A 24,024-nucleotide genomic window follows, 5' to 3' on the forward strand; every position below is an offset into this window, starting at 1 on the left:
AATACGTCGCCTGCCACTCGTCGCGCTTTGCAACGCAAAGCCGCGACGGGGATTTTCCTCGGTTTGGTGGTCATAGCGCAAGTGAAACACCCGGTCCCATCCCGAACCCGGAAGTTAAGCACTGCCGCGCCAATGGTACTTGGGCTTAAGCCCCGGGAGAGTAGGTCACCGCCAAACCTAGAAAAATCCCACAATCAAACTTCTCTCTTACGATGAAAAAAACACTACCCGGTCTCAACTAGCCATAAACCTTGATCTGCTTGGTCAGTGCAGTAGCTTTGGCGAGGTTAGGCGTGAATATATGGGTTTGTGTTGTTCGGCGTCGCGGTCTGGAAGCGCCAGTCTTGAACTTTTGAATTGTACCCGACGTCATTCGGTCCAACCCCAGCTTTGGCGAGGGCGTCACGGTAAAATTTGAAATTCATCAACGGCATTGCCCAAACGGCGGCGTCGACTGCCCGATGTTAGGTTATCCGTTCCGCTATGTCGGCGTTAGATAAGTCAAACTCTTCTGATACAGCAGTTGTGGAGCCAACTGCGCCCAAAGCAAATGCCGCTATGCGGTACTAAAGAGCAGAGACTGCAAACATCGTTGGTATCCTGCTCCCGCAACCAACACGGTCGAACTTTCGTCGGAATTCCTGTCGGCGGCGGTGGTTTTTTGGGCAATGGCAAAATCAAGCAGTGACGCCAAAGCGCAGAAGAGAACCACGTTGGGGTTGCCTCGCTTTTCTCCCGGAGAAACCTCGATCCGTTCGATCAACCCGGACCGTGTCCATCGCCTTGCTCCGTGCCGCATCGTCCGACAGAAGCCCCTGAAGTTCGACGACTTTCCGGCGGGATAGTTCAGCCATGTTTGGGTAGATGTCGACTTGAGCGGGCGCGTTGACATTCTTCAGATCTTTTGGGAGGTTTGTCTTTCGCGCTTCAAGAGCGCGGCGCGTAGCAGCAAGCCGGCAATGTAAGTGACGATCCGAATACCTGCTTAGTCCGGACAGCCGACCTTGCTGCCGTCTGAACCGGCACGATGTCCAACCGAAACCGTCACATGACCGGTTTGAGCCCAAAGCGTTCATCGTTTTTCAAGGTGAGCTACGATCAATTGCGTAGCTAGAATGCAATAGATTTGGCCCCAATTAGAATACCGTGCTAGCGTCTGAGAAACGCCGATAGAAAAGGGATAGACAATGTCTGCGACACTTTATGATCGTCTGGGAGGAACGGATGGTATTCGGCGAATAGTTGACACGCTGGTGGACAATCACTCCAAAAACCCAGTTGTCTCTGCTCGATTTGCAGGAAGTGATATTAAGCACCTCAAGCAAATGGCAGGAGACTTCTTTATTACTGGTTCTGGTGGACCTGAGATCTATGCAGGCAAGGATATGGTTGCCGCGCATCGGCACATGAACATCAGCGGAGACGAGTTTGTCGCAGTATTGGACGACGCCGTGAACGCGCTACAGGCAAACGACGTTGGTCAGCGGGAGCAAGAGGAAGTTTTGTACATTCTATATAGCCTCAAAGGGCAAGTCGTTGGGATTTGAGTATTGCGTGAACGGAGTGCACACGGAAAAGTGAAAACTCGGTCATTGGATTATTTTTGTGTGGAGCAGGTATCGCCCGGGTCTTGCTGAACGTCCACTGATGGTACCAATTGACAGTGAGGCTGAGAGCTTTTCCTTGGTCTCATTCTTGCTATCGTACTGCGTATGATCGCGTTGGGAAAAAAGTGGTGTGCTATATGGCAAAACTATCTGCAGGAATTTTTTTCCTTGCTGTGGCAATTTCAGCCACTAGCGGTGCGGCAGCCACAGCGGTGGAGTGTAGCAACGCCGGAGGGTTAACCGAAATGATAAATGGAGAAGCGGTATGTTCTTTTCCCAGCAAAACTTGCCCAAGTGAATGGAAAACATATCAGTCGCTCAGACAATGGCGCCCCAAAACTTGTGGAGGCTCGCAATGCACGGGCAAAGATGAATGCGCCACGAAGCAGGGTTGGTCAACGAATCCACCAATGTGTGTCTATGAGAGCGGTAGAAATTCTGAAGGCGATTGCACCAAGAGAAACAAATGCGAGGCGGACCGAGTTGTTCGGGTAGCCTGCACCAAATGAGTTTGAGGTGTTGCTCCAGCGACTCCAAAAAACCTTAAAAAAATTCATTCGTGCATTGTAGGCAGCACAGATGTTCGCCTTGGTCAAGTGTTACAAGAGTCAAAAACTTGGCTTTGGGCAAATACTGACGGCAGCTAAGTCCGCAAAGCAATCTGATCAAGAAACAATCTTCCAAAACCTGATGGCAGGTTTGATAATTCAGACCTTCCTGGCTGAACTTGTGAAGGCCGCTTTGTCCGCAGAGCAGACGTTCAGATGTACTGCAGCGAAGGACTGCTTCGGGCCCAAAGCGGTCAAATGTTAGCAAAGCCCTTGCCGCTGCGGCGGAACACGGCATTTGCCTGACGGTTGTAACGACAGTGTCGGCAGGTTTTGGCGTGAAAAATATCAGATGGTCTCAATGCGCAGCCAAATATTTGTTGTCAAATATCAAGCATAAGCTCTAGACGTTCGCTTAAATCAATCTTTACAAATCGGATGGCCCTACTCAGGCAATATGTTGTGATTAATCCTGAACAGGTTCTTTGGATCATAGCTGCCCTTTATTTTCGAAAGCTTCCCGCTGTTTAGGCCGTATGCACCAGCCATATGATCCGCTTCGTCTTCGGGCATAAAGTTTACATACGCGCTACCGGTCGCATGAGGCCGCATCTGATCATAAAGTCCTTGCGCCCACGCAATACACTCACCATCCTTGTTTGGGTCTTCCCAACGTGTGTGAACATTCATTATGAAGTGTGCTGATCGTTGCGGATAAGCTGTTGAGTGGGGTTCAATGCGTGCCATTGCGCCACCTACATGCGCTATAAATACTTCGCAAGCAGGGTCGGGCAGGCTGGAAACCGCCTCGAGAAGACCTGTGATTGCTTCCGAGGAAAGCGCGTCGAAATCATGGCTTTTCCAATAGTTCCGGGCGCCCGGTGTGAGCAAAGGGTCGAATGCTGCTTGCCAGTCTATAAACTTGTGAGGTGAGATAACGTCAGCTATTGGTTCTCCAAGCGCGCGCAAAGCCGACATTGCTATTTCACCCTCGTTCATAGGGCCGCTGTAGCAAGCCGCGAAGATTAGCACCTCTCTCCCATGCCACTCTTCTGGTAGGAACGGGAGGGGAGGAGCTTTTCGCATCACGCTCCAGACGGTCAGCTCATCGGGTGAATCATCTGCAATGGCTGCGAATTCTGCAAGCAGCCCTGGCGCCTTTTCGATCGGGTGAACGATCAGGCCGGACAGAACATCGGGCCCAAGATCATGCAACTGGAACTCGAATAAGGTAACGACGCCGAAATTGCCGCCTCCACCGCGGATGGCCCAGAAAAGCTCCCGATGGCTTGTGGGCGAAGCGGTGACAATCGTCCCATCTGCCGTCACAACTTCTGCCGACAGAAGATTGTCGATCGTCATTCCGAATTTCCGCGTCGTCCACCCAAAGCCGCCACCAAGAGTCAGGCCAGCGATTCCAGTTGTCGAATTGATGCCGACAGGGACAGCAAGCCCATGAGCCTGGGTTTCGCGATCTACATCGCCAAGCAATGCACCCGGTGCAACCCGAGCAGTCTTGTTGACAGGGTCCACGTGAACCGATCGCATCTGGGACAGATCGAGCAATACGGTCTCATCTGCAACAGCGTGCCCTGCAATCTGATGCCCACCTGATCGGACGGACATTATAAGGTCGGCGTCTCTTACGAAGTTTACAGCTTTCTGCACGTCGCTCGCGCCCATCGCGCGGATCACGAACCCAGGGTGACGTTCGAACATGCTGTTCCATGTTGTTCGTGCGTCTTCATATTCCGGCGTGCCCTGTAGGTAGACGCCGCCGCGAAGAGAGGAATTAAGCGCATCCAAAGCGTCTTGATCCACAGTTGCCGTGTTTCCGTCGAGTGTTTTTATGTCGTACATGCATAGGCCTCCCTGTTTTCAGGTCAGGCTTCTTGCGCGGCTGCCTCATATAGTTGTGACTTCCGATGCGTTGTCCCGCAGATAAATCGCCTCGGATTAGGTTTTTGAACTGCGAATATTCAGGCGAATATTCCGGGATCTATCTGATCCACGGGTGTTATGACATCGGCTGGGATGTTAAGGCGCTCGGCCGCCTTTCTGAGACTTTCCTCGTCAGGGGCCTCATACAGGCAGTATGTTTTGCGCTTGTCTGCGCTGAGGAACGAGAAAATCCACTCGACCCCGACTTCGTCATTGATCTCTTTGATGTGAATTTTGTCGTCGTCGCTGACGTTCAGCTGCTCGGCAAAATTTCTCTCAATTATGTACCTTGGCATAATGCTCCCCCAAGCATGTAAATGACTTTAAACAGCTACTCCCTCGAGCTTTGACCTAAGGAAAACCATACTCAATTGCTGTGAAATTGCCAACGCTTCCCCTTCTAGTTGAAACGCTAGTTTCAAATCATTCGTGCGGCCCCGTTGCCTTAGCGCGGATGCATACGCTGCCTTGCTGTGCGCAATCCACGGAGGACACTTCATGCGCGTGTCTATTTCGATCGCCTTATGGAACATCCTCTCAGCGGCGTCCCAGTTTTTCAGTACCGCTGCCAGATTGCCCAGACGTCTTGCAGCCGCCCCGGCGCAAACTGTTGTTGCCCCAGCGGTGATCGTCAGCTCTTCGTATGGGGTCAGCATGTTATAGAGGGTCTCAGCATGTCCCAGATGCTCGACTGCGACACAGATGTCAGCAAGATAGGACAAAGTAGTTGAAAACATAGCATCAAGGGGAAGATCGAAGCCATTCTCTGCCATTTCATTCAGTATGCGTTCAGCTGGTTCCTTGTATCCCAACTCGGCGGCAATAAGGCCAAATCCCGGTTTCCAAGAAATGTCTTCCGGGCTATCCGTCATCAGCTTCTTGATCACCGGGGCAACTTCGTGCAGCCGGTTTTGTTCGCGACGGATGGTAAACATCTGAACTCCGAAGACGCCCTCAACATGTTCTCCATGTGTCTGTCGACCGATTTTCACCGCTTCGTTGGCATGCATCTCCGCCTGCTCAAAATCGCCATCCATAATTGCAACCATGGCGCGTGCGTGCTTCTGTACCCAGTAGAGTTGCAGATGATTGTCCTTTTCCGAAATCTCCGTCAGCAATTCGAGTGAATGATCCATCAAGTCGCGGTCGGCCATTTCGGCCCCGACAAAAAGACTAAGCGTCCGGTCCCGACCCTGATCAATACTCCCCAGGTTTTCGGCCGCTCGATGCATCGCATCAAGGTTTTCACGCCAATGACGTACCTCTCTTCCTTTGCGTGCGACGAATGGCGCCCCAAAATGCATCATCATCACCGAGAATTGGGATTTATAGTCCCCTAGTTTCGCGGCCAGTTCCATTGATTGCTGACCAAAGCGTGCGCCTTCAGAAAACTGGCCGACAAACATATGTGCCCGTGCAAGTTGGCTCATCAATCTGCACTGCCGAACTTCGTCATCGTCGGGAAGGTCGTTCAGAGCTCTAACACAAAGCTCAATGGCCTCGCCGTGTCTCTTACTCGACATCATACACGAGTCCGCAAAATGATTCGCAGCATCAGCGGCGAGCGCCACATCGTGTATTCCACGGGCGGCGTCCGAGGCATCTTTCAAGGCCGCTATCCCCTCTGGCAACTGACCCAGGCTGTCATGGCTGCGACCAATAAGGATTTTGGCTTTGATCGTTTCGACTCCGTTATCAGATCCAAGATTTTCGGCCGCTTTGAGTGTTTCCCTGGCGTTGACCATCGCCTCTTGGCTAGCGGATCGCGCCAATGCCATTTCGGTTGCCGTCTGCCATTTGTCGAACGCAGCACGCCATTCTTCGGCCTCTGAAAGATGGCGGGCAACCAACTCGGGCCGGCGTTCAATCTCTGCTGACCGCAACTGCATCAAAGCACGGGCCACGTTTGCATGTTGTTGTCTGCGGGTTGAGCCCAACATGGATTGATAGGCAGTATCCCGAATAAGGGCATGGCGGAAAACGAAATACCCTCGATTGTGCCCGCTTTCAAAGATCAAACCCGTTCGAGACAGCTCTTCTATACGAGATTGAATTTCCGCACTGGCAAGACCCATTGCGGAAGCCAGCAAGCTAGGCTCGAACTCCCGTCCAATGACGGCTCCTGTTAACGCGACTTGTTTGGCCTCTGGTGAGACTGCGTCAAGACGTGCCATCAGTGTGCCTTTCAAAGACGAAGGTATGTGCACTTGCCCGTGTTCACCCGCCTCAACAATCGCCCGGGCCAGCTCCTCGACGAACAAAGGCACGCCGTCCGTCTTCTCAATGATTGTGGCGATCAGCGCATCGTCGGGTGCTTTTCCGGTAACATTACGAACTAGGTTCGAGACATGGGTCGTATCAAACCGACGCAGCTGGAGCTTATGTACGTGCGCTTCGCCGTCATCATGGGCAAGTTCCCAGCCTGGCCTGTGGGTGATCAAAATCATCAAAGGCAGATCTGCGCAAATTGCTTTGAAGCGATCCAAAAGAGCTTGGGTGGAAGGATCAATCCAATGCGCGTCCTCAACACAAAGAATAACAGGACGCGTGCTTGCGCGTACCTGAACCGTGTGGATTAACGTCTGAATCGTGAGGTCACGTTGCTCCTGCGGTGACATATCGAGAACGCTTCGGGCAAGAGCACTGTGAGGCGCAACCAACGCGGCAAAGACGGGCAGAACCTTTTCCCATTCCAAACCCTCCCGGCCTTCCAACATTTTTTTGACAAGATCGAGAATTTGATCGTCATCAAAATCTGTCCCCACACCAGCATCCTGAGAAATCCGCTGGGCGACGGGGTGGAACGGGCTACTGGTAAGGTAAGGAGAGCAGTTCAGCCTGATAATATCAGCTTCGCTAGTCGTTACAGCATTAGCGAGAAACTCTTCCGCCAATCGCGATTTACCGATCCCAGCTTCACCGGCAAGCAGAACAACCTCTCCCTGACTGTTCTGCGCACGCAGCCATGATTGTAAAAGGATACCTTTTTCGTAGTCACGACCAATCATGACGCCGCCACTTTCGTCCCTATAAGAAGCTCGAAACCGACTTTCCGCGCTATGTTCTGATACGACAGTCAAAAGGGTCCGTGGCTCTTTGAAACCTTTCAGCTCGGTTTGTCCAAGAGACGTAAACTCAAATAGACGGTGCAATGTTTCTTCGGTCTCTTCAGCAGATAAAACAACTGAGTTCGGTTCTGCGTGTTCCTGAAGCCGCGCTGCCAGATTGACAATTGGCCCCGTCATGGCTCCTTCTTCGTAGGTGTTTTCACCGATCGTATCGCCAACTACCACGTCGCCACTCGCGATACCTAACCTGGCCGACAAACGCTCACCGTCAGGTGTTTTGAGATCTTTGACCCGCCGAACGGCCTCAAGACCAGCCTTTAAAGCGCGAACCGCATGATCTTCATAGGCTGTAGGCCAGCCAAAAAACACCAGGAGACCGTCGCCCAAATACTTCGAGACGTAGCCGCCATACCTGCTAACTGCACCTGCAACCGCATCCTGGTAGCTCTGCAGCAGTTCGCGCATGTCTTCGGGATCAAACCGGTTAGTCAACTCGGTCGAGGCGACGAGATCAGCAAACAAAACTGTTAAGTGACGCCTCTCTGCGATCGCTAATGAAGCAGGCTTCCTTGCGGATAAGGTCACGCCTTGCGATTCATCCGAAATGGGGACTCGGCCGACTTCGCTTGCATCCGCGTCAACGGCTTGTGGCGATTGAGACGAGTGCTTTTGGCCAGTCAATTCCAGAACCGCTGCCAGGATGATTTTTCGATGGCCCAAACTAACCCCAAGCTCTTTAAGGTCGTCGTTTGACAGTAGTGGCAGTACGCGCGCGTCGATATCATGCTGTGCAAAAGCATCTGAGTATTGACCCAGTTCGAGATCGTTTAGCCATTTGTCGATTTCAACCGCCATAACTGGATCATGCTGAGATACGGGGCGCTAATCAAGAAAACGCTGTAAATACGGGTTGATTTTTGGCGGCCAAACGTCTGCATTGCTTTGACAGAAATGACACCTGCTTATCCAACTTTTTTCAGAATGCAGTGGTTTTTTACAGGTAAATTTCCCTCAGCGTGCACATGCTGCGCTGCCGCGAAAGGCAACTTTTTCCGCACAGCGTTCAGTGATGCGATACGCAGCGAAAGACTGCTTTGAGCCCAACGCGTGCGTTCCGAGTTCCCAAAAATCTCTTGCATAGATTTCTTGTTGCCGATGGAATCTACTCAGATGCAACAGCGATTACCTCTACAGGTTCCCTGATGCTTTCATTTCTATCTCGCCTCGGCTTTCGGCTTTAACAGCACCTTCAACCGTGGCCCAGGTACGTGGAGAGATCAAAATGTCATCGTTGGCAGCCAAATCGCACAACCGGGCCGCGGTGTTTATGGTGGTGCCAGAAGCAGTGTAGTCGTACCGTCCCGCCGAGCCAACGATACCAACCGTGGCGTAGCCGAAGGAAATGCCGACGCCGAAGCTAAGGCGATGACCCAGCTTTTTCCATTGGGCACAGAGTTCTCGCATCTTGTCGCGCATTGCTAACGCGAGTTGTACCGCGTCGCCCGCAGGATCATCTGCGGGGATTGGATCATTAAAAATAACCATGATGCCATCGCCAGCCCGCTGGTCGACGCCGCCGCCATATTGATCAATCAAGTCATTCATCTCTTGATGATAGGTTTGAAGGACTTCGATGGTTTCCTCGGGTTCAGCGGACACGCAGAAAGCAGTGAAACCGCGCAGGTCGCAAAACAGGATCGCAACCAACGCGCGATGGGAGGACAACATGCTCTCGTCGCCGGCACTCACCACCGCGTCAGCAACCGCAGAGGGAAGAAAGCGTTTCAAACGGCCCATTCGCTCAAGTTCTCCTACCTGAGATCGGACGCGGTCGCCTAGCTCGGCGTTCAAGGTTTCCAGCGCTTTGAACTGTCTTACATTGTCGACTGCAATCACAGCCGGAGCGGCGAAAAGCTTCAGTATTTCGATGTCATCTTCACTGAACTCCTCAAAGTGAAGTCGATAGAGTGCGATAGCGCCGATTGCGCGGTCGCCTTTGATCAGAGGCACGTAGAGCAGTGTTCGCATACGCTCTAGCTTCCACGTGTTCTTCAATTGCTCTGAAATAGCTGTGCCGCCTGCCAGCGCTTCAATATCCGGATACTGACGGACGTCCATTGATCGGACTGCCTCAACATAAAGCGAGGCCTTGTCTTTAATTGAATGCGGGTTCGCCCGCAGAAAGTCGACGTATCCAGACTGTTCGACATTCGCAGCTACTAATTGCAGATGCCGGTCATCAGCGGAGAGGAGCAATAGACCGGCATGCGGCGCGCGGCAGAATTTGGCGGCGCGATCGATAATCGCATCGAAGACCGGCTGTTCATCGTCCGGATTGAGGCCTATAATTTCCAGAACCTCACGGCTGGCTTGTTCCCTCTTTAGCCGCTCCTGCACCTCGCGGAACTAGCGAGTGTTTGCGATGGCGATGACCGCCTGCGCGGCGAAGGTTTCCACCAGTTGGATTTCGTCCTGAGTAAAAGGTTTCACCTCACGCCGGAACAGAGTAATGCACCCGATTGCCTCGCCTTCGAGCAGAAATGGAACACCCAGGATGGTGCGCATACCTTCCTCTTCGGCCATCGCAACCCGGCCGGGGTCGCCTTGCTGGTAGAGTTCGGTGTCGACCAGATTTTCAACATGAACGATGGAGGCCGTCCGCATTGAGACCGCGGGGACTAAATTGCTGTCCGAAAGACACGTGCTTTTCCCTACGATCAAGTGACGCAATCCTTCGCTGTGATGCGCGACCAGCGTCCAGTGACTGCGTGTGTCGTTGAGGATACACAGGTTGGCAAGAGGCGCGCCAGACAGGCGTGCAGCATTGTTCAGGATCGTCTCGAAAACCGGCTCAGGATCAGTTCGTGACGCGCTGATCACTCGCAAGATTTCGCGCATTGCAAATTCTCGCTCGCGCAAGATCGCCACTTCGGCATTCACACTTTCCAATTCGGTATTCACGGTAACCTCTGCCCGGCATCTAACCGGACCATATTCAACGATTACCACAATATATGTTGCTGCCGCTGCTACCAAACGGCCATTCAGCCGGATCCATCATTATTCGTTTAATTGGCGTCTACGACGTATTCCGTCGCTATTGCAAAGCTGTTTGGCTGACCAAAGCAAGTGGACTTCGAGCCACTGCAAGGTAGAGAGTTGCCAATGGCCACATTCCCATCGCCGAAAAGCGTACATTTCAGTTGTGTTCGATAACGCTGGCTGCGTCCTTCCGCAACCAGCTTCAGACAATCCAAAACAGCCCGTTCAGAATACAATTGATCCACTGGATCAATTGCTTAACGCCTTCACCTCGTCAGGCTCATAATCTGCAACGTCAAAGGCACAAATCATCCCACCGAAAAAAGCGTCAGAAATCAGGCAGAACTAAAACAGTCAAAAAGACCGTTGGCGTGCGTCTGAAGCTGCAGGAAGCGGGGCCCGTGTAGTACCCACCGTTGCCTCATGTCTACCGCGTCCTCCGTAGTCGACCGGTGACTGGAACGAATAGCCATCCCGCACAGGTTTGCGCTCTTGTCGAATCAAATCAATTCGTATTTTGTCCTCGCGATGGTTCCCGACTGTATTCTGCGGTCAGGGATAAAAGGGAATACGGTGCGGTTCTGTAAAAAGGCCAATTCCGTGACTGCCCCCGCAACTGTAGACGGCGAGCGACCCGAGATCGTCCACTGGGCAATGGCCTGGGAAGGATCGGGATAGCTTTGACCCGCAAGTCAGGAGACCTGCCATCCGAAATTTATGAACCTGGGCGGGGTGTCCCAGAGGGAGATGACAATGTTTCAAGCGGTCCGTTCCGTGCACGACTTTGCGCTCGCTTTGCCCCTGTCCGAACACAGGAGGCGTTGCCGTTGTCATTGCAAAAAGCTGACACCCAAAGGGGTAAGTGTCTGACAGAATTCAGCGTTCCGGTGCTGGTCGCGGGGGCTCTGGCGCTGTCGGCGCTCTTGTGGCTCGCGATTTACGCGGTGATTTGATGTCGGCCGTTTTGCAAATCCGCGATCTGACGTTGGGCTACCGCGACCTGACATTGTTTCACCGCCTCTCCATGGATATCGCGGCCGGGACAACCCTGGCCGTTCTTGGTGCGAACGGGTCGGGCAAGAGCACTTTTGTAAAGATGCTGCTGGGCTTGATGGATCCGCTTTCGGGCAGTTTGACTTGGCCGCAGGGCCGTCCTGGTGACATCGGGTACCTGGCGCAGATGACCGAGTTCGACCGCCGATTTCCCATCCGTGTGAGGGATCTTGCCGCGATGGGGGCTTGGCGCGGGTTTGGTTATCGTACCGGGCTGGACGCTGCCGCGCGCGACCGGATGGCCGCCGCGCTGGATGAGGCCGGGGTACTGGATATCGCTGACCGGCCTTTGCATATGCTATCGGGTGGGCAACTGCAGCGCGCGCTGTTCGCACGGGTTATCATGCAGGACGCACCCCTGATCCTGCTGGATGAACCGTTTGCCGCAGTCGACCAAAGTACTGAGGCGCATCTGCTGTCGATTATCCGCCGATGGCGCGATGAGGGGCGCGCGGTGGTTTTGGTGGTGCACGATCTTTCTTCGGTGCTGGATTGTTGCAGCCATGCGCTGCTTTTGGGCGGGCAAGAGGCGACCCATGGACCGGTGAATGACGTTCTGACGCCAGACCGACTGGTTGCGCAAGGATACCTCTCGGAAAGTCAGGCGTCCTGGATGTTTCGTGGCACCCATTCAACAGCGGAGCACGCCAATGTATGACCTGATCGTCGAAATGTGGAGCTTTGCCTTCATGCGTCGCGCTTTTGTGGCAACCACGGTTTTGTCGGCTTCGGTCGCGCCGGTGGGGGCATTTCTTGTTCTGCGTCGCCTATCGCTGGCTGGTGAGGCCATGGCCCATGCGATTACGCCAGGCATCGTCATCGGCTTTGTCACGGCAGGCTTGTCAGTCATGTCACTGCTGGTCGGAGGGCTTATCGCGGGTGTTGGCGTCGCCATTTTGACCGCCTTTCTTGCACGCCGGACAATCCTGCGCAGCGATGCCAGCCTTGCCTCGCTGTATCTGATCGCATTGGCGGTGGGTATCTTTATCCTGTCTGCAGCAGGGTCTGCAGTTCCACTAAAAAGCTTCCTGTTTGGATCGATCCTTGGGATCGACGACGCTTCGATGGTCCTTGTCGGCGGGGTGGCGACAGTAACATTGCTGGCATTCGGCGTTCTGCTTCGTCCGCTGATTGTCAGCACCTGTGACCCGGTTTTCTTCGAAACGCAGACGCGCCGACCGTGGTTGGTAGATCAGGGTTTTATGCTGCTGTTGGTTCTGAACCTGCTGGCCGCGTTCAAAACACTGGGAACGTTGATGGCCGTTGGCTTGATGATCCTGCCCGCGACTGCGGCGCGCTATTGGGCCAGTACGATCACCGGGCAACTGGTCCTGGGTTTTCTGTTTGCCTTGTCCAGTTGCTGGATCGGCCTGACCCTGTCCTACCTGTTCCCGGACACGCCATCCGGCCCGGCGATCGTTTTGGTTGCCGGTGGGTTCTTTCTGTTCTCGGCCATTTTCGGTCCCCTTGGTTTTGGCAGACGGATGCGCAAACCGTCTGTTTCCAAAGGCATCCACATTGCCCAAATTCAACAAGAAGAGAGAGCACAATGACTCTTATAAAGTCACTCTACACCGGCATCGCCTCTGTGTCGTTTGCTTTGGCTGCATTGCCGACCGTTGCGGCAGAAGACAACGTCAAGATCGTCGCCAGCTTTTCGATCCTCGGCGACATGGTCGAAGAGGTCGTCGGCGATCTGGCCACGGTTACGACAATCGTGGGCCCGGACGCGGATGCGCATGTGTATCAGCCTTCGGTTGCAGACGCGAAGGCCGTTGCCCAGGCGGATATCATCTTTGTCAACGGTCTGGGCTTTGAGACATGGTCCGATACGCTGATCGCTGAATCGGGCACTGACGCAACCGTGCACGTTGCCACCGATGGTATCACGCCTGTCACAGTCGAGGGCAAAATCGACCCCCACGCTTGGAACTCGCTGTCGAACGGCATGATTTACGTGACCAATGTCGCCGACGTGATGACAAAGGCGATGCCCGAGCACGCCGAAGAAATCGCTGCCAATGCTGCGGCCTATATTGCGCAGCTTGAGGCGCTGGATGCAGAAACCAAGACAAAGCTGGCAGGCCTGCCTGCCAATCGCCGCATGGTTGTGACTGCACATGACGCATTTGGTTATCTGGCAGACGCCTACGGCCTGACTTTCCTTGCGCCGGTTGGCATCGATACCGAGGCAGAGCCATCAGCCAAGGATCTTGCTGTTCTGATTGATCAACTGAAGGCGGATGGTGCTGCGGCGCTGTTTGTTGAAAACATCACAAGCCCCACTTTGATTCAGCAAATCTCGGATGAAACCGGCATTGTGATTGGTGGACGGCTGTTCTCAGACGCCTTGTCGGAACGCGGTAGTCCGGCCACCAGCTATCTCGCGATGTTCCAGCACAATCTGAACACTCTGGTGAACGCGCTTGGGAACGCAACCGCAAGCTAACTAGTCTTTAGGTACGGGGCGGTGCTTGAGCCGCCGCCTCATACCGTGCTTTGGAACACTGGGTCTTGGGAAATCGTCGCCTAGTCCGGCTTCCAGCCATCTTCGTATTCTCCCAAAGTTCGGGAGAGATCCAACAGCGAGGCGAACAGTCTTGCGTAAACGTCCCGTGACATCATCGTCTTGTTGTCATCCAACACCTGCAAAAGATCGACGACGCCCGAGGCAAAGGCATCATAGACCAACTGGTCCGCAGGCTTGGGGTCCAGCGTCCATATGTCATGCGCGTTGTAATACCCTACGGGTTGGGGATCGTCGTCTACCATTTGTCCGCCTCATATTGGTGAGGCGCATGTAAGTGAGAAGAAGGCGAGCACCACTGATTTGGCGGAAAGTCACAAGCTTTTGGCAACGACAAAAATGCGAACCCGATATCGCGTTTGGCCGTTGACAAGATGTGATGAAGCACGTCTCGGCCGTGGTTGACTTCTGTTGTGCTATCCGAGCAGTTGTCAGACTTTCGAATGTTCGCTCTGCAAAACTTCCAAAAACAGGTTTGTCACCCGTGTTGGTTCAGGTTGCTTTCTGGTCACTGCTGCAAACCGGGTTCGATATTGGGTTTCGTCCGGCAACACCACCCGCATTTTTTTCTGGTCCACAAAATCCTGAGCAAGATGATCAGGCAAATAACCTATGTATCGTCCCGACAGGATAAGTAAGGCCAGCGCTTGCTCGCTTTGAACTTTTGCTGACCGCCTAAGGCCCAGTTGCTGACCGACGATCAGGTTCGGAGAGTTAACGCTGAGCCCAACATAGTTGTACCTGAGCAGGTCGCTTGTCCTCAGATCACGGTCTGGTATTTCGAACAAAGGGTGTTCCCGGCTGCAATACAAGAACATGTTCTCGCCATATAATGGCGCATAGTTCAGGCTTGTCGAAGGGCGATGCAGCGCAATAATACCGATGTCGAGCTGGCCGCTGATGACCATGGTCTCGATCACGTTTGGCGGCTCAAGCGACAGTTCGATCTGAACCGAGGGGGCGGCTTCATTGAACCGATGAATGGCGCGGGCGAGCCGGGAATCCGGGTTTGACGCACATTGATCAAACAGCGAAATGCGGATCGTACCCCCCAGCTGTTCCTTGATTTCGTTGACTTCGTTCCGAAACTGCGACACGGACACAAGCAAGTGATCTGCTGCTTGTAGCACTTTTGCACCGTCTTCTGTCAGGGCGAAACCCGCAGGACCGCGCGTGCACAGTTTTAAGCCCAATCGCAGTTCCAAATCAGTAACATGCTTCGAAATGGTGGATTTGCCGATGTTCAGCTCAACTTCGGCCGCAGACAGACCACCACTTTCCACAACCGTCTTGAAAACGCGCAGCAATCGGATGTCGCTGTCGCCGATGCGTGAGGCAACCATTTTCTACCCAATTCGTAAGGTTCGATATATGTGAAACCTATCGCGCAAAGAATGGCAACATAGAAACACATTTCACGAGCTACTCTGAAAAAGCCGAGGTAGAATCGGACTGGCCATCTCTCCCCAGGTCAGCGCGCACCTCGAAACATGATAAAACTGGGAGGACATCTATGTCATTCATCAAAAAGCTTGGCACCATGACAGCTGCCGTTTCGGTCGCAGCCCTGATGGTTGCGGGCGCAGCCGACGCGAAAAACTTCAAGATTGCTGTTGGCGATAGTGCAGGCAGCGCACAAGAAGCCCTTGGCTTGGCTTTCGTTAAGGCACTCGAAGAAAAATCGGGTGGCGAACACACAGCTACACTGTTCCTGAACGGTCAGCTGGGTTCCGAGCAGGACACCGTCAACGAGGCCGCAATCGGCACGCTGGACATGTCGCTGCTGGCGATCAACAACATCACGCCGTTCTCGCCTTCGGTTGGTGTTTTCACTCTGCCTTATGTGATCCTGTCGCTGGAAGATGCTGAAAAGCTGACCCAAGGCCCGATCGGTCAGGAACTGGTGGAAAACACCATTCGTGACGCAGGTGTGCGCATCATCGGCTGGACCTACACAGGTTTCCGCCGTCTGACCAACTCGAAAAAGCCTGTCAGCTCGGTTGCTGACCTGCAGGACCTGATCATCCGCGTTCCCAAGAACGAAATCATGATCGAAACCTACAAGTCCTGGGGTATCAGCCCGACTCCGATGGCATGGTCCGAGACCTTCACCGGTCTGCAAACCAAAGTTGTCGACGGTCAGGACAACCCTTACCTGACGATCAACGCAATGAAGTTCTACGAGGTCCAGAACCACGTGACCAACCTGCGTTACATCTTCTCGATCGAACCGCTGATCGTTTCGGAATCAGTTTTCCAGGGTCTGAGCGAAGAAGACCAGAAGATCATCCTGGAAGCCGGTCAGGAAGCAACTCAGATTTCCGCTCAGTTCCTGCGCGACTCTGAAGCTGCGATCAAAGAAGAGCTGACCGAAAAAGGCATGGCAATCATCGATCCTGAGAACGATGAGGCCGAGTTCATTGAACTGGCAACCGGTGCAGTATGGCCTCAGTTCTATGAGTCCATCGGCGGCGTCGAGAAACTGAACACGGTCCTCGAGGCCATCGGCCGCGAGCCCGTCCAGCAATAATCGCCAAAGAGCGAAAAGGAAAAGAGCGCTTCGGCGCTCTTTTCATCTCAGGGAGGAGGGAATTCTGCAATGTTCTGGAAATTTCTGGACAATATCGAAAGTATCATCTGCCGGATCCTGCTATCCGGCTTCGTCTGTCTGCTGTTTGTACAGATCATAGCGCGTGAAGTCTTTGGCTTTTCGTACAGCTGGATCGAAGAACTATCAGTCTACATGTTCGTCTGGTTTGTCTACTTTGGCGCCAGCTATGCGGCATTGAAAGGCGCGCATAACCGGGTGACCTTCCAGTTCAAGTTCCTGCCCGAACGCTACATCAAGTACATCGAGGCTTTTGCTGATCTCTTCTGGCTCTTTTTCAACGTCTACTTCCTGTATCTGGCCACGGACTTTGTCTTCAACAAGATGAACAAGTTCTGGAAGTCCCAGACTCTGGGTATCGAGATGAAGTATGTCTACATGGTTCTGCCTCTCGCCTTTGCGCTGATGACCGTGCGCATCATTCAGGTGAACTATCGCCGCCTGATCAAAGGCGAAGACATCCATGATCCTGACCAGATCGACCTTGATGAAATCAAAGCTGCCACCGAAGCAGCTAAACGCGACTGAGGCAGGGAGGAAAAACCATGGAATCCGAAATCGTCACAATCCTATTTGGATCGTTTCTTTTACTGCTGCTCATCGGTGCACCGATCACGGTTGCGCTGGGTGTGGCATCGCTGTTCTCGTTCCTTTACCTGGGCGAAAACCCAATCAAGTTCGTGCAGATTGCATTTACCTCGGTGGGTGCGTTCCCACTGATGGCTCTGCCTGCATTTATTCTGGCGGGGGCTCTTATGGAGGCCGCCGGTATCTCAAAGCGCCTAATCAATGTTGCTGAAAGTCTGGCTGGTCCATTCACCGGCGGTATTTCGGCTGCAACGGTTATGGCCTGTCTGTTCTTTGGCGCCATTTCGGGCTCGGGCCCGGCAACAACCGCGGCCGTGGGGATGCTGATGATCCCAGCAATGATCGACCGTGGCTATGAGCGCGGCTATGCCTCTGCTATTACCGCTTCTTCTGGCGGCCTCGGGATTATTATTCCTCCCTCCATCCCGATGGTGATCTTCGGCATTGCCGCGCTCGGTATGGCGCCTCCGCTGGAAGCAGTTGAAAAGTTCGGCACCTTCCAGTCGGTTTCTATCTCGAAACTGTTCATCGCGGGCTTTGTCCCGGCGTTCCTGATCGCCACCAGCTTGCTGATCCTGAACTACTTCATGTCTAAGAAGCGTGGGTACAAAGGTGTGGCCGAAGGTTGGTCGCTGCGTCATGTGGCCTGCGAGATGTATCGCGGGTTCTGGTCGCTGATGGCGCCGCTGGTGATCCTGGGTGGTATCTATACCGGCTTCTTTACCCCGACCGAGGCTGCAATCGTCGCAATCTTCTACACTCTGTTCGTTGGCGTGGTCATCTATCGTGAACTGACATGGCAGTCGCTGTTCCAGTCGCTTGAAGCCACCACGTGGCTGACGGGCCGTGTTCTGCTGATCCTGTTCACAGCGACCGTGTTTGGCCGCCTTCTGGTGGAAAACCAGATCCCGGCGATCATCGCGGACTCGATGCTCAGCTTTACCGACAACCTCTATGTGATCTGGGCGCTGATCATCTTCTTCCTGCTGTTCGTCGGCATGTTTATGGAGACACTGGCCACCATCCTGATCCTGGTTCCGGTGATGCTGCCGGTGGCCTATTCGGTGGGTATCGACCCGATCCACTTTGGTGTGGTTATGGTCTGTACGCTGGGTATCGGCTTCCAGACGCCGCCGCTGGGTGAAAACCTGTTCATCGCATCGGGTATTTCGAACATAACGATCGAGCAGATCTCGTTGCGCGCATTGCCCTTTGCGGCGGCTAATACCATCGCGATCTTTATCATTGCGTTCTTCCCTGAGCTGTCGCTATGGCTGCCAAGGCTGTTGGGCTACTGACCTGAAAGGATGATGTTATGAAACAAATGGTGACAAATATCCTGTTCGCGACCGACTTGTCGGAGAACTCGGGTCACGCCATGCGCAATGCGGCCAGCATTGCAATGGCAACAGGGGCAGAAATTCACGTCCTGCATGTGAACGAACCCCTGTCCGACGACGCGAAGATCACGATGGACATGTTCATCCTGAACGAAGAGACGCGTAAAACCGCGGCCCAGCGTCGCCATGAAATGGTGCGCAAGGTGCTGGCCGAACGGCAAGCCAAGTTCTGGGCACAGTTCGAAGGCGATGACGCCAAGATCCGTGAACAGGTGTCCTCGATCGAGGTCACCGACGGGCACCCGGCCGAGGTGATCCTGCGGCGCTCGGTCGAGATGGGGTGCGATCTGATCGTGCTTGGCGCACATGACCACGGCTTTTCGCACACCTTCCTCGGAACGGTGGCGAAACGTGTCTTGCGTCGGTCGAAAATCCCGACACTGATCGTTCCGAACCCGGACGAAGTCTAAGAATTTCCCTGGGCCGCTGCGTTCGTAGCGGCCCATGCTTTGCGCTGTACCGCTAACCAATTTGGTGATGCCCGAACACCGCCTGTTCCGCATCCAACGGCCCTACGTTCATCACGGGCCAAAGCTTTCCAAACTAAAAACCTCCGCCTCAAATCATACCCAGAAAGCTTCGTTAACAGAGCTTAATGAAACGGTGTTCTCTCCTTAAGAACCGGTTCCTTAATTTGAGTTGTGACCAAAACCGCAATCCAAATTCAGGAGGAGAAGACCATGGAAGCGACACAGACTATAACCTCGAACCGCAACGTTTTTTCTGCGCTGTTCGCGGATTATGCTGAGGCCCGAACCGAGCATTTCCGCCGCAGGATTTTCGCCAACACAGTCCACGACCTAGAGGCGTTGAACGATCGCCAATTGAGCGACATCGGCGTCCCTCGGGCTGAAATCAAGCAACGCGCCTATCAAAGCGTTTATCACGGCGCGCCTTATCGGCAGTAATCAAGTGCCGGAGATAGCACCCGCGTAACCAGTTATGAGGTAGTACCAATGTTTGATGTCATCCCGCCAAGCAAGCAATTGCCGCCCACGACCAGTGCCCTGCAATTGTTCGACCGCGCCATGCAACTACGTGCGGTCAGCGCCGATATCGTGCGGGCCGCACAGTACTTGAACAGCTTTTCCGATCAGGAATTGTCAGAGCTGGGCATAAACCGCAGCGATCTTGACGATACGATCCAACGGTTCATCTGAAGCTGTGGCGATAGCCAGGTTTGATACCGGCGACAGAGAAGAAGATAAAAGCCACTCCTGTATGTCGGAGTGGCTTTTTGAATGTGGATTTAGGCGGTGTGATCGACGACCTGCAAATGCTGCGCCAGCTTGTCGATCTCGGCCATCCAACCCTGCACCAGTTTTGGGTCGCTGGGTGCCGCATGTACACCGACGGCGATCGCACGATTCAGGATCGCTTCGACCGCCAGCGAGACCGGGATAGACACCAGTCGCGCCATTGCCGTGCCGCGCGCGTCGCCCCAGGCGTCCATAACATAGGTTTTGTGCCAGACGGGTGTTCCGTCTTTCTCGGCGTTCAGTCCTACGCACAGAACCACGCGGTCCGGTTCGCCCTCGTCATAGGCGTTTTCGTCCCAGAACTGGTCCGACATTTCCTTCAGACGCGCGTCGCCTTCGGGTCCGGACAGGGTTTCAATCTCGCTGAACACATCCGACCACGCATCGGCCCAGCCATTCAGGCGCAAGGTGCCGCGGACGAATTCCTTGACGGTCCAGTGATCCTCGAACTGATATTCTTCCATGAAAGGCAGAGAGTCGCGGTTCGGATAGACCTCGAAGCTTTCAGGTGTGGGCAGCGGAGCGATATAGCTGCTGATCGCGTCCCACGGGCGGACTACGTCCAGCGGCGCATAATCGCGGATCGATTTCGACGGCGAACGCAGGGCCTTGAGCACACCCAAAGGCGACCAGCTGAACTTGTAGCGGAACGGGTTGGGGTTCTTCGGAATGCCGCCGCAATACGAGATAAAGCTCAGGTGGTTGTTCGCATCAAACGCGTCCGAGGCGCGATAATCGGCGATCAGAGCGTGTGCCATCAGGTGGTCAATGCCCGGATCAAGCCCGACCTCGTTCACCAGCGCCACACCGGCCTCGCGGGCCTTGTCATCCAACGCCCGCATCTCGGGCGCAATGTAAGAGGATGAGACAAAATTGGCCTCCTTCGAGATGGCCAATTCCGCCAGCGGCACGTGCCAATCGCCCGGCAGCATTGAGACGATCACGTCACCTTTTTCCAGCACTGCGCCCAGTGCGTCGATGTCAAAGGCACGAATGTCGTCGGTCAGGTCTCCGATTTCGGCCTTGGCCTTTTCAATGGTCCTGTTCCAGACGGTGACCTTGTGCTCGCCTTCAATCAGGCGACGCAGGCCGGGGATGGCCGACAGGCCGGTGCCACACCAATGGATGGTCATGCTTAAGCTCCTACATGGCTGTTCAGCCGAATTTCAGTTTCGCGATCACGATCGCACCGACAAGAAGGATCGATATCACATTGCCCAGGATCAGAGGCCATGCAGCGATCATCAATCCGTAGGCCAACCACAATGTCAGTGTTGTCAGGATCAGCAGGTTTGCAGGCAGAGACAGGTCCTTGGTTTCGCGACTGCGCCACGTTTTCAGGGTCTGGGGTAGCCAGCAAATCGTGCCAAGAACCGCTGCTGCACCGCCGATCAAGTGTTCCATGCGTGCACCGGCTCAGACATGTTTGCGAAACTCGTCCTGTGCCCGACCCCAAACACCGCTTTCGATCTCTTTCAACGTCAGCAGAGTTGTCAGCAATTGCGCGGCATAGTCTTCCGAGCTTTCAACTGGCAGCATCGAGGGCAGATTGTCGATTGCCATGACATCCATCACCGGATCCGACGCGACGCGCAAGGCGGGGGCGTCCCACGTGGTGGCGCGGTCGTAAACGGGTACCGGGTTGTAATCGCTGTCCGGGTCGCAGGCGACATCACCAATGGCGGTCAGGTTGCGCGGGTTGGTCAGCGACTCTCGCGAAACAAAGATCGGGGTGCCCGGGCGGGCAAAAATGCAGTTCAGAAACAGGTCATGTTCCAGAATTTCGGGGAAAGGCCCGCCGCTGGCGGTTTCAGCCATGTCCCATTTGGTGACACTGACGCCCATGGCCTCGCACAGGTCGGCGGCGCCTGCACCCACGCGACCCAGCGCGCCGATCACGATGGCGCAGGGACGATTGGCGCCTGTGGCGTTCAACTCGGCCAGTAATTCAGCATTCAGCGCGTCCTTGCCCGAATACACACCAACGGGCGGACATTCCTCATTCCGTTGCTGCGCCGCCCATGTTTTCAGGGTGACAGCTGCGCCAGCATAACCAGCCCAATACCCGAAGGCCGCGACGCGACGGCCGTTCTCGTCCACAAGGTATTCCAGATCATAAAGCGTTCCGCCCCCGGCCTTGAACCGCTGTAGTAGGGCGCGGCCAGAATGCTGACCCTTATAGGCGTGGCCGAACATGATGTGGCGATGGGGCAGGGGGGTGCCGTCCTCTGGCAATTCCTTCAAACCAAAGACGATGGCATCAAGGGGGGCATTGGGCCAGGAATTCTCGGGCGCAATCTCGCAGCCTGCGTTTTTGTAGCCATCTATCGGAATAGCGCGGACATGGCTTTCCTCGACGGTAACCCGGATGCCTGCCGCAATCAGGGACGCCGCGCCTTCTGGGGTCAATCCAACCCGTTCTTCATTTGGGCGTTGCTCTGCCCGGACCCAGAGATGTGTCATGCGTCGTCCTTCACTCAAATCATCCCGGCGGCGCGCACCGCCTGAACCGAGGCGCGCGCCTCCATCGCCTCGCGGAAAGCGAGGATTTTGGGAAAGGCCGACACGTCCACGCCGTCGCCTTCCAGCCAGCTGCACACCACGTACAGATAGGCGTCCGCCAGCGAGACCGTATCGCCCAACACAAAGGGCCCGCGCAATCCGTTCGATACGATGTACTCACAGGACGTGGTCATGGTCTGGGCGACCTTGGCGGTCATGTCTTTCCAGCTGGCTTTCTTGTTGGCCCAACGGGCCCCGCGCAGCTTGTGTGCGTGGTTTACATGCATGGTCGAGGCCAGATAATACATCACTTCGCGCATACGGGCCGCCATGACAGGATCGGTGGGGACAAGATTTGCGTCAGGCGCAACCGTAGCGACATATTCCAGCAACGCCCCTGTTTCAGTCAGGATACCGCCATCAACCGCCAATGCAGGCACACGGCCTTTTGGATTGATCTGTTTGTAGGCCGGTTTGGTCTGGTCGCCTTCGGCGAAGTCCAGACGTACCGCTTCATAGTCCAGACCGGCCTCCTCCAAGGCGATGGCAACGGCGATCGAAATGGTGCGGGGTGCATAATAAAGCTGCATCAGAGTGCCTCCGGGCTTGGATTACAGGTGCGTTTGGGCAAACTGCCTGTCTGGCGCTTCCAGATGCGGGACTGCGTTGAACAGAACCGGGCTCAGCTGCGCGCCTATCGGGTGCAGACGATGCATTGAGGTGTTCATGATGGCAAGAGCCACCCGCGCCATCGCAGGTATGTCCAGTCCCATGGCCTGTCGTACAACCATCGAGATCAACCCGCCCGATGTCACGACAATCGCTGGCCCACCCTCGGTTCCGATATCGCGCAAAGCGTCCGAGACACGTGTTTCGAATTCCTCAAAGGTTTCCGGGGTCTCTTCGATCTCACCCCTGGCCCACGCGGTAAAAGTTCGCGGCAAATGTTCGACGAACCCCTCACGGTCGGTTGGAATCGAAACGCTATGCTGCTCTTCATACAGTTTCGCAATGTTGAAGTATTCGATCTCATTTAGGCGCGGATCGCGGGTGGGTTCTGGCAGCCCCATGCTGGAAGCGGTTTCCAAGTGTCGCGACAGGGTTCCGCAATAGACGCGCGGGTAGAACGCTTGTGTGTTTTGCAAATGCGCGCCCAGCCAACGAGCTTGCTGATGGCCCAGATCGCTGAGCTTGTCATAATTTACTTCGTCACGTGCGGTGGTGTTGGCCTGCCCGTGACGCACCAGTGTGATATGTGCCATTGCGTCCCCTCTTGCGCGAAGTCTTAGGGCAGGTTCAGGGGCGGTGCCAGAGCCCTTTGGCAGAAAGCGGCTAAAAACCAGTTTGATGGCTCGGCTGTCTTTTGTTCGCCGCGGAAATTTGCCCATGGCACGTCGCATGCGATGTTGCCTAACGGAAAAAAGTTTCCTATAGGATACAAAGCCGCTGCATGCGGCCGTATACATGCCTCTGCAACGCCGCCCTCGGGGGACCAAAAGACCGCCAGCAGTCGAAGCCTGTTGACTCGCTACACAGTCCTAGGAACCTTGGTGTCAATTGGCGACGATACAGAGATAAAGTTGCAATCCATGCGGCAATGTTGCCAAGGTCTTAGGAAAGGTCTCTGCCATGTCTGACGCACCCAAACGCACCCCATTGCATTCTTTGCACGTTGAGTTGGGAGGTAAGTTGGTTGATTTTGCTGGGTGGGAGATGCCTGTTCAGTATCCTTTGGGGATTATGGGGGAGCATAAGCAGTGTCGTGAGAAGGCGGCGTTGTTTGATGTGTCTCACATGGGCCAGGTGATCCTGCGCGGTGAGAATTTGGGTGAGAAGCTGGAAGCTTTGTGCCCGCAGGCCTACGCGACCCTGAAGCCGGGC

General features: G+C 54.5%; 22 protein-coding genes, 1 rRNA gene, 1 pseudogene and 1 riboswitch. Of the genes and pseudogenes, 12 read left to right on the forward strand and 12 right to left on the reverse strand.

What is annotated here, in order from left to right; all coding sequences use genetic code 11:
- Positions 1–62: 62 nt before the first annotated feature.
- Together rrf and RUA4292_RS09475 are read left to right on the forward strand one after the other, a co-directional pair.
- A 5S ribosomal RNA gene (gene rrf, locus RUA4292_RS09470) occupies positions 63–177 on the forward strand.
- Positions 178–1,187: 1,010 nt separating this feature from the next.
- Entirely contained in the window at positions 1,188–1,547 is a 360-nt protein-coding gene (locus tag RUA4292_RS09475) for a group I truncated hemoglobin (RefSeq protein WP_058277380.1), read from the forward strand.
- A gap of 1,052 nt (positions 1,548–2,599) precedes the next feature.
- Here the strand turns inward: RUA4292_RS09475 and RUA4292_RS09485 are convergent.
- The 5 genes from RUA4292_RS09485 to RUA4292_RS09505 form a co-directional block, all read right to left on the reverse strand.
- A complete protein-coding gene (locus RUA4292_RS09485; protein WP_058277382.1) occupies positions 2,600–4,015 on the reverse strand; it encodes an FAD-binding oxidoreductase in 1,416 nt (471 codons plus the stop codon).
- Between the two features lie 119 nt (positions 4,016–4,134).
- Complete coding sequence (locus RUA4292_RS09490; protein WP_058274660.1) at positions 4,135–4,392, reverse strand: DUF4242 domain-containing protein; 258 nt, start codon at positions 4,390–4,392, stop codon at positions 4,135–4,137.
- A gap of 27 nt (positions 4,393–4,419) precedes the next feature.
- Positions 4,420–8,019 (reverse strand): adenylate/guanylate cyclase domain-containing protein, encoded by a 3,600-nt coding sequence (locus RUA4292_RS09495; protein WP_058277383.1) that lies wholly within the window; start codon positions 8,017–8,019, stop codon positions 4,420–4,422.
- Between the two features lie 333 nt (positions 8,020–8,352).
- Entirely contained in the window at positions 8,353–9,561 is a 1,209-nt protein-coding gene (locus RUA4292_RS09500; RefSeq protein ID WP_058277384.1) for an adenylate/guanylate cyclase domain-containing protein, read from the reverse strand.
- A 9-nt stretch (positions 9,562–9,570) separates the two neighbouring features.
- Positions 9,571–10,125 (reverse strand): GAF domain-containing protein, encoded by a 555-nt coding sequence (locus RUA4292_RS09505; RefSeq protein ID WP_058277385.1) that lies wholly within the window; start codon positions 10,123–10,125, stop codon positions 9,571–9,573.
- A gap of 593 nt (positions 10,126–10,718) precedes the next feature.
- Positions 10,719–10,929: riboswitch (cobalamin riboswitch) on the forward strand.
- Between the two features lie 139 nt (positions 10,930–11,068).
- On the opposite strand from RUA4292_RS09505, the gene RUA4292_RS09515 reads away from it, so the two are divergent.
- From RUA4292_RS09515 to RUA4292_RS09525, 3 genes are read left to right on the forward strand one after another with little or no spacing between them, the layout of a single operon-like run.
- Complete coding sequence (locus RUA4292_RS09515; RefSeq protein ID WP_145974928.1) at positions 11,069–11,917, forward strand: metal ABC transporter ATP-binding protein; 849 nt, start codon at positions 11,069–11,071, stop codon at positions 11,915–11,917.
- Complete coding sequence (locus RUA4292_RS09520) at positions 11,910–12,812, forward strand: metal ABC transporter permease (protein ID WP_233493408.1); 903 nt, start codon at positions 11,910–11,912, stop codon at positions 12,810–12,812. Before RUA4292_RS09515 ends, RUA4292_RS09520 begins: the two co-directional genes overlap by 8 nt.
- Positions 12,809–13,708 (forward strand): metal ABC transporter solute-binding protein, Zn/Mn family, encoded by a 900-nt coding sequence (locus RUA4292_RS09525; protein WP_058277388.1) that lies wholly within the window; start codon positions 12,809–12,811, stop codon positions 13,706–13,708. Before RUA4292_RS09520 ends, RUA4292_RS09525 begins: the two co-directional genes overlap by 4 nt.
- Positions 13,709–13,788: 80 nt before the next feature.
- Here the strand turns inward: RUA4292_RS09525 and RUA4292_RS09530 are convergent, their stop codons facing one another.
- Both RUA4292_RS09530 and RUA4292_RS09535 read right to left on the reverse strand, forming a co-directional pair.
- Complete coding sequence (locus tag RUA4292_RS09530) at positions 13,789–14,031, reverse strand: hypothetical protein (RefSeq protein ID WP_058277389.1); 243 nt, start codon at positions 14,029–14,031, stop codon at positions 13,789–13,791.
- 186 nt (positions 14,032–14,217) lie between these two features.
- Positions 14,218–15,129, reverse strand: a complete 912-nt coding sequence (locus RUA4292_RS09535) for a LysR family transcriptional regulator (protein WP_058277390.1) — start codon at positions 15,127–15,129, stop codon at positions 14,218–14,220.
- Between the two features lie 170 nt (positions 15,130–15,299).
- Between RUA4292_RS09535 and RUA4292_RS09540 the strand changes: the two genes are divergently transcribed.
- The 6 genes from RUA4292_RS09540 (at position 15,300) to RUA4292_RS09565 (ending at position 19,542) form a co-directional block, all read left to right on the forward strand.
- Positions 15,300–16,316, forward strand: a complete 1,017-nt coding sequence (locus tag RUA4292_RS09540; protein ID WP_058277391.1) for a TRAP transporter substrate-binding protein — start codon at positions 15,300–15,302, stop codon at positions 16,314–16,316.
- A 69-nt stretch (positions 16,317–16,385) separates the two neighbouring features.
- Complete coding sequence (locus RUA4292_RS09545) at positions 16,386–16,922, forward strand: TRAP transporter small permease (RefSeq protein ID WP_058273759.1); 537 nt, start codon at positions 16,386–16,388, stop codon at positions 16,920–16,922.
- A gap of 17 nt (positions 16,923–16,939) precedes the next feature.
- Complete coding sequence (locus RUA4292_RS09550) at positions 16,940–18,280, forward strand: TRAP transporter large permease (protein ID WP_058273758.1); 1,341 nt, start codon at positions 16,940–16,942, stop codon at positions 18,278–18,280.
- A gap of 17 nt (positions 18,281–18,297) precedes the next feature.
- On the forward strand, positions 18,298–18,792 hold the full coding sequence (locus tag RUA4292_RS09555; RefSeq protein ID WP_058277392.1) for a universal stress protein: 495 nt from the start codon (positions 18,298–18,300) through the stop codon (positions 18,790–18,792).
- A gap of 270 nt (positions 18,793–19,062) precedes the next feature.
- Positions 19,063–19,290, forward strand: coding sequence for a YjiS-like domain-containing protein (locus tag RUA4292_RS09560; RefSeq protein WP_109310857.1), 228 nt, complete (start codon positions 19,063–19,065; stop codon positions 19,288–19,290).
- A 48-nt stretch (positions 19,291–19,338) separates the two neighbouring features.
- Entirely contained in the window at positions 19,339–19,542 is a 204-nt protein-coding gene (locus RUA4292_RS09565) for a DUF1127 domain-containing protein (protein WP_058277394.1), read from the forward strand.
- Between the two features lie 89 nt (positions 19,543–19,631).
- Here the strand turns inward: RUA4292_RS09565 and RUA4292_RS09570 are convergent, their stop codons facing one another.
- From RUA4292_RS09570 to RUA4292_RS09590, 5 genes are read right to left on the reverse strand one after another with little or no spacing between them, the layout of a single operon-like run.
- On the reverse strand, positions 19,632–20,774 hold the full coding sequence (locus tag RUA4292_RS09570) for a saccharopine dehydrogenase family protein (protein WP_058277395.1): 1,143 nt from the start codon (positions 20,772–20,774) through the stop codon (positions 19,632–19,634).
- Positions 20,775–20,796: 22 nt separating this feature from the next.
- Positions 20,797–21,045, reverse strand: coding sequence for a SemiSWEET family sugar transporter (locus RUA4292_RS09575; RefSeq protein ID WP_058273753.1), 249 nt, complete (start codon positions 21,043–21,045; stop codon positions 20,797–20,799).
- 12 nt (positions 21,046–21,057) lie between these two features.
- Complete coding sequence (locus RUA4292_RS09580; protein WP_058277396.1) at positions 21,058–22,104, reverse strand: saccharopine dehydrogenase; 1,047 nt, start codon at positions 22,102–22,104, stop codon at positions 21,058–21,060.
- 14 nt (positions 22,105–22,118) lie between these two features.
- Complete coding sequence (locus RUA4292_RS09585; protein ID WP_058277397.1) at positions 22,119–22,733, reverse strand: glutathione S-transferase family protein; 615 nt, start codon at positions 22,731–22,733, stop codon at positions 22,119–22,121.
- Between the two features lie 21 nt (positions 22,734–22,754).
- On the reverse strand, positions 22,755–23,405 hold the full coding sequence (locus RUA4292_RS09590; protein WP_058277399.1) for a histidine phosphatase family protein: 651 nt from the start codon (positions 23,403–23,405) through the stop codon (positions 22,755–22,757).
- A 367-nt stretch (positions 23,406–23,772) separates the two neighbouring features.
- Between RUA4292_RS09590 and gcvT the strand changes: the two are divergent.
- Positions 23,773–24,024 (forward strand): annotated as a pseudogene (gene gcvT / locus RUA4292_RS09595) (glycine cleavage system aminomethyltransferase GcvT); the annotation flags it as partial.

Source organism: Ruegeria atlantica (genome assembly GCF_001458195.1).
In the GTDB taxonomy this organism is placed as follows: domain Bacteria; phylum Pseudomonadota; class Alphaproteobacteria; order Rhodobacterales; family Rhodobacteraceae; genus Ruegeria; species Ruegeria atlantica.